General features: G+C 62.9%; 12 protein-coding genes. 2 read left to right on the top strand and 10 right to left on the bottom strand.

The window, feature by feature from the left end:
- Nucleotides 1–34: 34 nt before the first annotated feature.
- The 10 genes from ACVW0R_RS06855 to ACVW0R_RS06810 form a co-directional block, all read right to left on the bottom strand.
- Nucleotides 35–1801 (bottom strand): MBL fold metallo-hydrolase, encoded by a 1767-nt coding sequence (locus tag ACVW0R_RS06855; protein WP_099834821.1) that lies wholly within the window; start codon nt 1799–1801, stop codon nt 35–37.
- A 258-nt stretch (nt 1802–2059) separates the two neighbouring features.
- Nucleotides 2060–3553 (bottom strand): cellulose synthase, encoded by a 1494-nt coding sequence (locus ACVW0R_RS06850; RefSeq protein WP_099813010.1) that lies wholly within the window; start codon nt 3551–3553, stop codon nt 2060–2062.
- Between the two features lie 126 nt (nt 3554–3679).
- Complete coding sequence (gene rpmA / locus ACVW0R_RS06845) at nt 3680–3949, bottom strand: 50S ribosomal protein L27 (protein WP_011430865.1); 270 nt, start codon at nt 3947–3949, stop codon at nt 3680–3682.
- Between the two features lie 59 nt (nt 3950–4008).
- Complete coding sequence (rplU, locus tag ACVW0R_RS06840) at nt 4009–4416, bottom strand: 50S ribosomal protein L21 (RefSeq protein WP_011430866.1); 408 nt, start codon at nt 4414–4416, stop codon at nt 4009–4011.
- A gap of 157 nt (nt 4417–4573) precedes the next feature.
- Nucleotides 4574–5323: a PRC-barrel domain-containing protein gene (locus ACVW0R_RS06835; RefSeq protein ID WP_011430867.1), complete on the bottom strand. Its 750-nt coding sequence runs from the start codon at nt 5321–5323 to the stop codon at nt 4574–4576.
- A gap of 52 nt (nt 5324–5375) precedes the next feature.
- On the bottom strand, nt 5376–5657 hold the full coding sequence (locus tag ACVW0R_RS06830) for a chaperone modulator CbpM (RefSeq protein ID WP_011430868.1): 282 nt from the start codon (nt 5655–5657) through the stop codon (nt 5376–5378).
- Nucleotides 5654–6586 (bottom strand): DnaJ C-terminal domain-containing protein, encoded by a 933-nt coding sequence (locus tag ACVW0R_RS06825; RefSeq protein ID WP_011430869.1) that lies wholly within the window; start codon nt 6584–6586, stop codon nt 5654–5656. The genes ACVW0R_RS06830 and ACVW0R_RS06825 overlap by 4 nt, the downstream gene beginning before the upstream one ends.
- Nucleotides 6587–6707: 121 nt before the next feature.
- On the bottom strand, nt 6708–7469 hold the full coding sequence (locus ACVW0R_RS06820) for a ChaB family protein (RefSeq protein WP_457501845.1): 762 nt from the start codon (nt 7467–7469) through the stop codon (nt 6708–6710).
- Between the two features lie 246 nt (nt 7470–7715).
- Nucleotides 7716–8564, bottom strand: coding sequence for a M28 family peptidase (locus ACVW0R_RS06815; RefSeq protein ID WP_457501844.1), 849 nt, complete (start codon nt 8562–8564; stop codon nt 7716–7718).
- On the bottom strand, nt 8561–9337 hold the full coding sequence (locus ACVW0R_RS06810; protein ID WP_011430872.1) for an HAD family hydrolase: 777 nt from the start codon (nt 9335–9337) through the stop codon (nt 8561–8563). The genes ACVW0R_RS06815 and ACVW0R_RS06810 overlap by 4 nt, the downstream gene beginning before the upstream one ends.
- 144 nt (nt 9338–9481) lie before the next feature.
- On the opposite strand from ACVW0R_RS06810, the gene lpdA reads away from it, so the two are divergent.
- Nucleotides 9482–10864: a dihydrolipoyl dehydrogenase gene (gene lpdA, locus ACVW0R_RS06805; protein ID WP_457501843.1), complete on the top strand. Its 1383-nt coding sequence runs from the start codon at nt 9482–9484 to the stop codon at nt 10862–10864.
- A gap of 99 nt (nt 10865–10963) precedes the next feature.
- Complete coding sequence (locus ACVW0R_RS06800; RefSeq protein ID WP_240527345.1) at nt 10964–12271, top strand: class I SAM-dependent methyltransferase; 1308 nt, start codon at nt 10964–10966, stop codon at nt 12269–12271.
- Nucleotides 12272–12275 lie beyond the last annotated feature (4 nt).

The following is a 12275-nucleotide window of genomic DNA, read 5'->3' as shown; positions in this document are numbered from 1 at the left end:
CTAGCCTTTGGGCTGCTGGGGCTTCGGGGGCTGACTAACCGGAAGAGCGGATTTCCAGCGGCTGATGGTAGGGACAGCTTCCTTGCGGATCCACCCGGAGGCGGTAGAGGGGGGAGCGCTCTTGGTCGCAGCGAAAGGCTTGGGCTTGTGAGGTTAAGATCTGGCGGGCAAAGCGGCAGTTCTGGCACTTTCTGCCACCGTTATCGGTGGAGGCAGAAGGCTGTTTTGGACGCGGCACGATTCCTGCTGGTGCGGGGGCGGCCCCTGCCGGGCGGATCAGCTCCCGCGGCGAAAGGCCGCGCAACACCAGTTCGGATCCCTGCCAGCGGGCCTCCACCAAGCCAGTCTCAGCCCAGGCGGCCCAGCGGGGATCCTGGGCAATCTGAGGGGGCAGCCGTACCTGTACGCCGGCCAAGGCGCGGGGCGAGCCCTGTTCCTGCCAGATCTCTTCCACCTCCCCCTCGTAGCGCAAGGCGGGATCCCTGGGAAATTCTGACGGCTTGACTTGGGTTTGCAGGCGGCCGTCGGGCAGCTCCAACCAATGGCCGGGTTGGGGGCAGTGGACATGGTAACGGTTGCACAGCTCCGGCAGATCCGCCAGATCCTGCGCCTGCTGGGGGCTGGCGTGCACCAAGACCACATGTTGGGGGCGAAAGGTGTGGACGATCTGGGTCAGATGCCCAACGTCGTTGTGGCTGTGCCAAGCCAGCCACTCCACTCCGATGCGGGAGCGCAGCGGCGCTGGCCATTGGTCAAAGGGGGTGGCCAGCTCCACTTCCGGCAGCCGCACCAGCAGACAGGAGCGCTGCGGCTGGGCCAGCAAGCGCGACCAGATGGGATCCCAGGCTTCAGGCCCGGCATCGGCATCGCACAGCAACAGGCCCTGGGGCAGGGGATCCGCCTCCGTGAGGGGCTGCACCCGCGGCTGCAGGCGGTCTTCCCAGAACAAGGGCTGATAGGTGGCGAAATTGCGCACCGGCTCCGGCAGGTAGGGGAGCAAGCGTTCGTAGAGGTTGCAGCCTGCCGCCAGCCCCGGCGCCACCCACACGGTCAGCTCTTGGGAAGCCTGGGTAAAGCGGTGGTGGGCTTTGAGGAGGAAGAGCAGCTCCTGCCCCAGCCCCAACACCGGCAGCGGAAACAGCACCGTCTGCCCTGCTGCCAAGGCGCTGATCAGACGCTCCAGCAGGCGGTTTTCCAGATGGCGACGGGGCGGATGGCGAGTGGATCCCAGCGAGGCTTCGATGAGCAGCACGTCCGGCTGCCAATGGCGCAAAGCGGTGAGATCCAAGCCGGGGGCAAAGCGGGTTGAGGCCAGGGAACAGTCGCCGGTGTAGACGCAGGTTTGGGCCGGAGTGGTCTGGGTATTTTGCAGCAGGGTTGCCGCTGCTCCCGGCAGGTGCCCGGCTGTGAAAAAGGTGAGCATCAGATGGGGCAGGATCTCTCGTGCCTGGCCAAAGGGCAGTGCCCGAAAGGGAGGAAAGCGAATTTCCCGGTCGTAGCCCGGCCAAACGCCCCGCTCCCACAGGCCGCCCGCCAAGTGGGCGGTCAGGGGAGTGGCATAGATAGGCACCTGCGGGTAGCGACGATAAAAGGCGGGCAGCCCCTGCAGGTGGTCAAAGTGAGCATGGCTGCAGATCACCGCATCCGGGATCCCTGGCAGGGCCTTGAAGAGGGAGGAAGCAGGCAAACCGCAATCGAGGAGCAAGCGGTGGGATCCCATCTCCAGCCAGTAGGCACAGCCCTGCCGGCGGGGATCCGTGCCCAGGGGAAACAGTCGAAGGGGGGGTCTTTCTGACTCCACAGAGGTGTTGTTTTTAAGCTAGAAGACCACGCTCAATCCTGCAAACCACAAGGGCGGCTCGGCCAGGGATCGCCCCTCCCCCTCCGTACACCTCCCGGAAAGGCAGGGGCAACCTCTGCCGATCTAGCTATCCTATCCTTCTTCCAGCATAGCTGTTGACCACTTCCGCCGGGGCAGCCGGCCATTTTCTCTATGCTCTCCATGCAACAGCGGAATAATAGGGGGATTTGGCTTTGCCGTGTGCCTGGCTTGGCAGCCCTAGGAGTTGGAGAGCGCATCTGTTGTTTCTTCCGCTGCCGGGTTGTGGCTACGCAAGGCAAAGCCGGCAAAATCGTGATCGTCCGGGCGCACCGTTAGAACCATCAGGTTGTAGAAGGCCCAGACTAGGCCAAACAGCAGCTCTGGCCAGGTTGGATCCCAGTTGCCGGCAAAGCGCAGGGATCCCACCCCCATGGCCAACAACGTCAGCACAATAGCCAGCGCCTGCGGGCCGAGGGAAAGCTGGGACGGCTGTTCGGGGTAGGGGGGCACCCCCCGCACCGCCTGCACCAGCGCCTGGATGGACTGGAAAAACTGGCTGCCCGTCTGCCGCTCCGACTGCCACGCCGCTCCCCACAGCGACGGGGGAAAAGCCAACAGCCAGGTGAGGCGCCCCAGCAGGGCGTAGGGAAGAAACCAGGCAAAGAAGACTCTATCAAAGGCCGGCACCGGCATCCAGCCTGTGCAGAGAAAGAGGATGGGCACCGCCAAATAGGCCAGCTCCGCCACCCCGCCCGCAGCCCAGAGGGCCAGCCACAGGTACTGAAAGCGCTGCTGCTGCGTGGTGGGCTTGCTCCAGAAGGGGTTTTCCCGCAGGGCAGAAAACACCGCCAGCAGAGCGACGCGGCGGTTGCGCAACGGCAACAAAATGCCAGTGACCTGGGCTGGGCGCACTAGGTGGGACTGCCAGCCGCGGCAGTGCATCTGACACCCCAACTGCACAGGGCGGCGAATGTCGATTTGCGGGATCCCCTCCAAAGCTGCCCGCCGAATGAGACAGCCAGATCCCAGCAGCGGCGCCGCCTGGTAGCCCTGGGATCCCACCGCCAAAAGCTGCTGCAGCGGGTGAACCGCCCTGGGCTGGCCCAGGGTGCGCAGCGTTGCCTGCACAAAGCCGGTGGCATTGGCAATCGGGGCCCGCTCCGGAAAGTCGTAAAACAGGGGCAACGTCTGCCACAAAAAATCCGGCTCGACAAAATGGCCGGGATGCAGCAGGAGCAGATATTCTCCCTGGAGCTGGCCGGATCCCAGCATGTAGGCTAGGGGATCGGTCGTGGGGCTTGGGCAAGACCAGTACTCGCAGGGGATGGCCCGCGCCACTTTAGCCATCTCCGCATCTTCCACCCGATCCACAATATGGACAAACAGCCGCTCCCAGGGGTAATCCAGGCGCAGGGCCGAGAGCACCGTCTGCCGGGTCGCTTCCACGGAATCCCGCTGGCGCAGCACCAGCACGTCCACCCGCGGCAGTTGAAAAAACGCCCGCCGCAGCACCTCGGGCGCGGGCACCCCCTCCTGCGGCACCTGGGGATAGCGGCTGAGGATAAAGCCCACCGCCGCCAGCCAAACGTACAGCTCTGCCCCCCAAAACAGAAGGGATCCCAGACCGGTCAGCCCCTCGCTGATGCGCCAGTAGAGGTACGCCACCCCAGCGATAAGGTGGAGCAACCCCACTCCCCGAAACAAGTACACCCGCACAGCCCTGGATCTCACAGGCGCTCCACACAGGATTGGGATTGGGCCAAGCCAGGATCCCCCCTTTGCCCAGCTGCAGGCTGAGGAATGGAACCAGTTGAGCTGTCTTGCCCAGTTGCCCAGCCAGAACGGGAAGCTCACTGCCTATTGGGCAGCCGCCTCAACCGGGTAGACGCTCACCTTTTTCCGCCACTTGCCGTAGCGCTCAAAGGTAACAATGCCGGTGGCCACCGCAAACAAGGTGTCGTCGCCGCCGCGGCGCACGTTCACCCCTGGATGAAACTTGGTGCCCCGCTGTCTCACCAAAATGTAGCCAGGGTGCACCAGCTCGCCGCCAAAGCACTTCACCCCCAGCCGCTTGGCATTGGAGTCGCGACCGTTGCGGGTACTGCCGGTTCCTTTCTTGTGAGCCATAACGCCTCCTCTGCAACTGTGTCGTCGCCAAAGATAAGTTGGGATCCTGAGTTTAGGATCTATTCCTCCGCCGCTGGGATCCCTGTGGTGTCAGTGGTCGCCTCAGAAGTGGATGGCGGAGCAGACTGGGCCGTGGCCAGGGTTGTGCCGTTGAGTTCGATGGACTCGATCAGCACGCGGGTGAGCGGCTGCCGGTGTCCTCTCTTTTTGCGGGTTCCCTTCTTCGGCCTCATCTTGTAGACGATGATTTTGTTGCCGCGGCGGTGCTGCAAGACCCGTGCCCTGACCACTGCCTCGGGAACATACGGATGCCCTAGCGTCACCTGTCCCTCGTGGTTGATTAACAACACCTGGGACAGGGCCAAGGGGCTGTTTTCCTCTGTGCCGGGCAGGCGATCGACGTCGTAAAAGCGCCCTGGCTCTACCCAAAGCTGCTTGCCACTGGTTTCCACAATTGCGTAGGTCATGCCTTTTCCTTGCCGTACAGGTGCCCCTAGGGGTCTTGCAACCTGATCCGAGCATTGACAGCGATTTTTAATCCTAGCGGAAAAACCTGCCCTCTGTCAGCTAGGGCTATTCCCTCACCCCCATCCCCTCTCCCTTTGGGAGAGGGGAGTTGGAGCATCATTCGGTCAGCTTTTCCCAGGCGGCCTGGAGGGCAGCTTGCATGCGCTGGGCGGCGCGGCTAAGGCGCTGCTGCCAGGTTGTCCATTTTTGCTGCAAAAACTCTGCCGCCTCATCGAGCAGGGAGAGGTCGAACTTGCCCCCTTTGGCCAGCTCGTCCCGCACTTGCTTGACCTTGACGCGCACCACCTCCGGCGGATCCTGGGGGCCGACCAGGGATTTGAGGCGATCCCCCATGCGCTGGATGAGCTGCTTGACTTGGCGAGACTTTTCGCTCCAAAAGTTCTTTAGGCCCTCAGTTTCTGATTTGAGGCGCTGCGGCGCATCTTCCTTGACCACCACGGCATCTACGTCGATGGCCTCTACATCCTCCGGCAACAGGACGGCGCGTCCTCCCCAGGGCTCGGCGATGCTGCCCCCCAGGATGTAGGCGGCAATCGTTCCGGTTTCCCAATCGAAGAGAAAATCCTCGATCCAGCCCACCGGCTGATCCCCAATACGCACGGTTCGCCGGTAGAGGGAGCTAAGCGGCGTTGCCGGAGTGGCGAAGACGGTGGAGTAGGTCAGCAGCGCGTCCGGCCCGATGAGAGAGATTTGCTCCAGGGGGGTGTAGCCCTGCTGGCTGGTGAAGTAGCAGACCCGCCCTTGTCCATCGACCCAGATTTCTTCGACAGTGCCCAGGGCCGTGGCAGTGCTGCTATCCAGGGCCAGCAGGCCCACCACTTGGCTGCGTCGGACGACTTGTTCCATAGAGAAGTTCTCCTGACTTGCGGGATTTAAGGGAGATGGAGGCTTGGGCTGCTTAGCCTCCGCGGTAGTAGTGTAGCTGCGCCCTGAGGCGGGCAATTTCCTGGGCCATATCCAAAACCATGGCCGCCCCAACCCAGTTGAGGCCCAAGTCCCGATGCAGGCGGATCATCTGCAGCAGGCGCCGCAGTTGTTGGGGGGTGAGGTAGCTGCTTTGCGCTTCCACCAGCCCCTGCAACAGCAGCCACTCCAGCAGGTGGGTCGGGATCCCGGCTACTTCACTGGCCTGCTCAAAGGTGTAGAGCCGTTCTTCTACCCGCACAATGGCCAAGCTCATAGCCTCACCTCCTGCAAGTAGGCGCGGGGATCCCAGCTCCGATTTTGCCGCAGCTTCTCGTAGAGATCCCGCTCAGTGGGGGAGAGGGATTTGGGCGTGACAACCTTCAGCCGCACCAGCAGGTCGCCCCGCTGCCCTTGGGGATCCCGCCAGCCCTGGCCGCGCAGCCGCAGGGTCTGGCCGCTATCGACGCCGGCGGGGATCTTCAGTTGCACCCGACCGGTGGGGGTGGGGACTTCCGCTGTGCCGCCCAAAACCGCCTCGTCAGGGGTGATGGGCAGCTCGCAGAGCAGGTTGTCGCCGTCGAAGCGGAAGAAGGGGTGCGGGGGCAGCTCCAGGGTGAGGTAGAGATCCCCCCTCGGCCCGCCAAAGGGGCTATATTGGCCTTTACCCTTGACGCGGATGCGGCTGCCCGGTTTGGCGCCGGGAGGAATGCGGATGGTGAGGGTTTCGCCATCCACGCTCAGCCGCTTTTGGGTGCCGTGGAAGGCCTCTGCCCAGGTGAGGCCCAGCGTGGCTTCTACGTCTTGCCCTGGCAGATCCACCGAGACAAACGGCCCAAACCCCGTGGTGAAGCCCTGGAAGCCGCCGCGGCGGGATCCCATGCGGCCCAGCAGCTCGTTGATGAAGTCCTCGAAGCTGGCGTACTGGGCAAATCCCTCCATGCCCGGCCCCGCCGCCGCGCCGCTGCCCACCCGTTGCCAGTACTGGCCAAACTGGTCGTAGCGCCGCCGCTTGTCGGGATCCGAGAGCACCTCGTAGGCTTCGTTGATCTGCTTGAAGCGCTCCTCGGCCGCCTTGTTGCCGGGGTTGACGTCGGGGTGATACTGGCGAGCCAGCTTGCGATAGGCGCGCTTGATCTCCTCTAAAGAGGCATCTCGGCTGACGCCCAGGATCTGGTAGTAGTCCTTGAAATCGCTCGCAGCCATAAGCTCACCCCTACGAAATCAGGTTAAGGCTTTTAGGATACCTTCAGGCTAGAGGTGCAATCGGAAAACCCAGAGCGAGGGAGAAACACTTAGCTCTGTCCTTGCCCCTGAGAGCACTCCCCTAGGGTTTGCGCCTGGAGAAAATCCCCTTGTCGTCTCTTGTGAAAACTTGTTTGACCTTTTCCCAAGCCTTGAGCAGCGCCTGGGTGACCGGGCTGCCCTCTGCCTTGGCCTGGTTATAGGCTTCCACAAAGGTTTGCTGGGCTTCTTCTGAGAGATCGGCGCGGATCTCGGGGGAGATGGTTTCGGGAGTCAGGGATCCCTCTGGCTCGCTGGGCAAGTTCAAGTCGGCAGTGGCCACCTCTTCGCCGCCGGCACTTTGCAGCAGCAAGTAGATTTCGCCCGCTTTTTCCTCCGGCACCTGCACCACCAACAGGAATTCGCCCGCCTGCACCCGCGTCTGGTAGATGGCGGCCTTCTCCTGTGGCATGCCCAGGGCAATGAGGGCGGATCCCAGCCCCGCTCCCAGCGCCCCGTAGAGAGCGCCACCGGTTGCCCCCAGCAGCGCCGCTCCTAGTGGCCCGGCGGCCACCACCGCCCCCAAAAAGGGAATAAACAGCACCCCTACCCCCGTGAGGAGCCCCAGCAGCGATCCAAACAGGGATCCGTAGATGGCGCCGCTGGTCAAGCCATCGAGAACCACATCTTTGCGGGTGATAAACCCGGTAATTTTGGCTTCCGTTTGAAAGTTGCGGCCAATGATGGAGATGCGGTCGTTGGGGATACCGCGGTTGAGCAGGCGCTGGATGCACTCTTGGACTTTGGCTTCTTCTTTGAAAACGGCAGAGACGCACTTTTTGGGGGCTTGGGCGAAGGTATTCATGAAAAAGGCTCCTGTGAAAGTTTTGACCCAAAAGGCTAAGGGAGGTTTTTTGGCAAACTTTTCCCCTCTTTGCCTATGCCGCCTATTATCTCCCTCTGTCGCCCAAGCGGGAGTCGAGGGATCGCGAAACTCCTGGAGCGATCTCCGTACTGAGGAGGCCTGCCCAAGCGCCCCGCGCCGCTGGCCTTCACCCCCAGCCCCTCTCCCAGAGGGAGAGGGGAGTTGGGAATCGAGGGATCTCACGGCTTAGAGGGATCCAAGACCCTGCCTCAAGCCGCGGCAGACCCCACTCAAAAAGGCAAGATCTAGGGTCTCGAGGGTGTCGCTCAGCTTGTGGTAGTGGGGGTTGCGCAAAAAGGCGGTGTCGGTCACCATAGCCGCAGGGTAGCCCGCATCCCAAAAGGGGGAGTGGTCGCTGAGGCGGGTAACCGGCAGGAACAAACCCCGCTGGCCGGCTGGCAGCCAGCAACACGGGATCCCCACCTGCTGAAAACCGCGCTGCAGCCTAAGCAGATCCCCCAGGGCGGGCCAGTTGCCAATGAGACCGATGTAATCTCCCCGGTCGGGGTAGAGCCGCTCCAGGCCGGCGGGGTAGCGCTGGGATCCGGGCGTGGGATCCCGGTAGCCCAGCATCTCCAGAGAGAGCATCAGCCGCAGGGGTTGGCGCTGTTGTCTGAGAAAGCGGGCGTAGGCTTTGCTCCCTAGCAGGCCCCGCTCTTCTAGGTCGAAGGCCACCAGCCACAGAGGAGAAGGGGCAGGGTCAGCAGCAAAATGGCGGGCCAATTCCAGCAGTACCGCCACGCCGCTGGCGTTGTCGTCTGCTCCAGGGGTGGCCGGGGCAGCGTCAAAGTGGGCTCCCACCAGGATAGGCGGCCGACCCGGGCGGGATCCGGGCAACTTCAAGATCCAGTTGCGGTGCTGGCAGCCATTGGCCTCAAAGGGGAAGGGCTCCACCGGGCCGCACTCGGAAAGCTGTTTTTGGACATACTGCTCCACCTGCCGATGGCCCAAAGGCGACCAGTCGGGATCGCGGGGCTGAGCTACTTGCTGCAGGTGCTCCCGGAGGCGCTGTTGCAGATTGGGCTCTCGGGTCACTTTTCTTGTCCGGCGAGGGCTTGAGCGTGGACTTGGCGAGCCAGCTCCAGAGTAAAGTGGCTGTGGGATCCCGCCCTTCCCGCCAACACCTGAAACGGCAGCCCAGGCTCCCCTAGGTGATCCAACACCAAAGCCGCTCCCGAAAAGTCTTGCTCCCGCGTATAGTTGTTTACTGTCACCACGGCCGGGACGCCCGCCTGCTGGGCCGAGCGCAGCCCGTTCTCCGAGTCCTCAAAGGCCAGGCACTCCTGGGGGCGCAGCCCCATCTGTTCCAGCGTGTAGCAGTAGATGTCGGGGGCTGGCTTTTTGGCGGGGACAATATCGCCGGCAGCGATCACCTCAAACCAGCTCAGGCTTTCTGGCAGGGTGTGCTCCAGAAGGGCCGTCACGTTTTCGGGCGTGGTGGTGGTGGCGATGGCCAGGCGGATCCCGGCGGCTCTGGCTTCCTGTAAGAGGCGCTTGACGCCGGGGCGCAAAGGGATCCCTCCTTGGGCCAACAGAGCTGTGTAGTGGCGGGTCTTGGCCTGGTGCAGCCGGGCTATTAGACTGGTCAGGTCTTCGCCGGCAGGCAGGGGCGGCTGGCAGGTCTGGACGAAGTGGCGAATGCGCTCTTTGCCGCCGGTGATGGCCAGGAGCTGGCCGTAGAGCTCCACCGACCAGTGCCAGTCCAACCCTGCCTCGGCAAAGGCGGCGTTGAAAGCCACGCGGTGCCCATCCCGCTCCGTATCCGCCAGCGTGCCATCCACATCAAAAATGAACGCCTGCAGTTCCATGCGCATCCCCCGTTCCCACCCCGCCAGCCTCTTGTCAACTGGGCAAGCGACCCTATGCTACCTCATGGTTTGGATGCTCTCAGCCAGGTTCCTGGGAAGGCCAACAAGATGAGAAAATGAGGCACCGGTTATCCAAGTCTCGCCATGAGCTTTGATTTTGACTTGATCATCATCGGTGCTGGCGTCGGCGGCCATGGCGCGGCGCTGCATGCCGTCGAATCCGGCCTCAAAACCGCCATCGTCGAAGGTGCGGAAATGGGCGGCACCTGTATCAACCGCGGCTGCATCCCCTCCAAAGCTCTCCTGGCCGCCTCCGGACGTCTGCGGGAACTGCAACACAGCTCTGAGCTGGGCATCCAAGTGGGATCCGTCCAGGCCGACCGAGGAGCCATTGCTGCCCATGCTGCCCAGGTGGTGGAGAAGATCCGCACCGACATGACCCGCTCCCTAGAGAAGCTGGGGGTAACAATCCTGCGGGGGCGGGGCAGGCTGGCGGGGCCACAAACGGTCGAAGTCCAGGAAGAGAAGGGATCCCAGACCTACACGGCGCGGGATGTGATCCTGGCCACGGGTTCTCGACCCTTTGTGCCGCCGGGGATCCAGGTGGATGGCCGCACCGTGTTTACCAGCGACGAGGCGGTGCGGTTGGAGTGGATCCCGGAGCGGCTGGCCATCATCGGCAGCGGCTACATCGGCCAGGAATTTGCCGACGTCTACACGGCGCTGGGATCCCAAGTTATTCTCATCGAGGCGCTGGAGACCCTGATGCCGGCCTTTGACCCCGACATTGCCCGCCTGGCCCAGCGGGTGCTGATTAAACCCCGCCAGATCCAGACCTATGTGGGCGTGCTGGCCAAGCAGGTGATCCCCGGCCAGCCGGTGACGATCCACCTCTCCAACGGGGAGACGCTGCAGGTGGATGGCTGCCTGGTGGCCGCTGGGCGGATCCCGGTCTCAGAAGGGCTGGGCCTGGCGGAGCTGGGGGTTGTTACGGACAAGCGCGGCTTTGTGCCGGTGGATAGCCGCATGGCCACCGAATTGCCCCACCTGTGGGCCATTGGGGATGTGACGGGCAAGATGATGCTGGCCCACGCGGCGGCAGCGCAGGGGCGGGTGGCGGTGGAAAACATCTGTGGCCGCCCTGCCTACATGGATTACCTGAGCATCCCGGCGGCGGTGTTCACCCATCCGGAGATGGGCTTTGTGGGGCTAACCGAGCCGCAGGCCAAAGCCGAGGGCTATAGCGTAGGCACGGTGCGCACCTACTTTGGCGGCAACTCCAAGGCCATTGCTGCTGGCGAGACTGAGGGCATGGTGAAGCTGGTCTTTGATAAAGAGACGGGCCTCTTGCTGGGATCCCACATTTTTGGGCCGCATGCCGCCGATCTCATCCACGAGGCAGCCCAGGCCATCGCCCGCCGCGCCACGGTGCAAGAGCTGGCCCGCCTGGTGCATGTTCACCCCACCTTGGCAGAGACGCTGGAGGAGGCCTACCGGCGAGCTGCCCACAGTTTGACGGCGGCCTAGCCCTGCCCTGCTGCCGACCGACACGGGCCGACTTGACGGCCAAAACCGGTCTAAGAATCTACAAAGACTCTTAGGATAGGGGGGAAGAGGTGGGAGGACGTGCCTTTGGCAAGCGAAGCGGAGATCACCCAGGCAGTGCAGGCCCAGTACGAGGCGTTTCCCTACCCGCCTGTGCCTTACGACCAACCCTTTGAGGGCTTCTCCAGCCTGGGCAGCTATACGTTGGCCCAATATGCCCGCACCCGCACCTTACAAGAGCCGACGGGCGCCAGGTTTTTGGTGGCCGGGTGTGGCACCGGCTGGGAGGTGCACGGCATTGCCGCCAGCAACCCCGGCTATGGCGCCGTGGTCGGGATCGACCTCAGTCGCCCGGCCCTAGAGATTGCCCAGAAGCGGATCAAGTACCACGGCCTGCGCAACTGCTCGGTGCACTACGGCGATCTCATGGATCCCTCCACCTGGCCGGAGGGGAGCTTCGACATGATCAGCTCCTATGGGGTAATTCACCACACCGCCGATCCGGTCAAGGCTTTGCAGAACCTGGCCTCGCGCCTGGCCCCTGACGGGGTAATGGCCCTGATGCTCTACAACCGTTCTGGTCGTTGGCACCTCTACCGCATTCGCCGCGCTCTGGAGCTGCTGGGGATTACCCCACCGGCCACGCCGGAAAAGATCGAATTTGTGCGGCAATTATTAAAGGCAGCCCATCCCAATTCCCTGCTGGCCCGGCACGCCAAGGCCCACGAAGAGTACTACTTACCAGATGAAAACATCGTCGATAACTTCTTCCACGCCAACGACATCCCCTTTGACATTGGCGAGATCCCCGACCTGGTGGCCCAGGCGGGACTGGAGTTTATCGATGTCGCCCCCTACTTGGACTATTGGAACGCCAGGCCCTTGATTGCCGCCACCCACCCGGAGTTCCACCGCCGCTACGAGGCCCTTGCCCGCATTGACCAACTGCGGGTCATCGAGTACCTGGAGCCCCTCTACCACACGCAAAATCTCTTTTGGTGCTGCCACCAGGGCAAAAAGTTGGCCCATTGGGATCCCTTTACTCCCGAGTTTTTCCAAAGCTCCCGTTGGCAGCTCAACCCCCTCTTTCTCCAGTACGGCAAGGTGCGCTACTGGGATCAAAAGATCCCCTTTTCGGATCTGCTGGGCAAAGTGGATCCGGCCCAGATCGTGACCCAAAAGATGGACATCTTCTGGCCCATCGCCCGCATCCCGGGCAAGATGATCGCTTCTAGCCGCTACCAGGTGGTGGAGCTGCTGCTGCCATTGGCCAAGCAAGCTCGTTCCGGCGCCGAGATCTTGGCCGACCATCGCGAGAGAGCCGGCCACGTCCTCCGCCTCTTCCAGCAGTGGGAAGCCGACCGGCTGGTTCTAAGAGTTGCTCCCTAACTCC

The sequence above is a fragment of the Thermostichus sp. MS-CIW-15 genome (assembly GCF_054060575.1).
The sequence above is the reverse complement of the archived record's forward strand: the minus strand, read 5'-3'. Positions and strand labels throughout refer to the sequence as shown.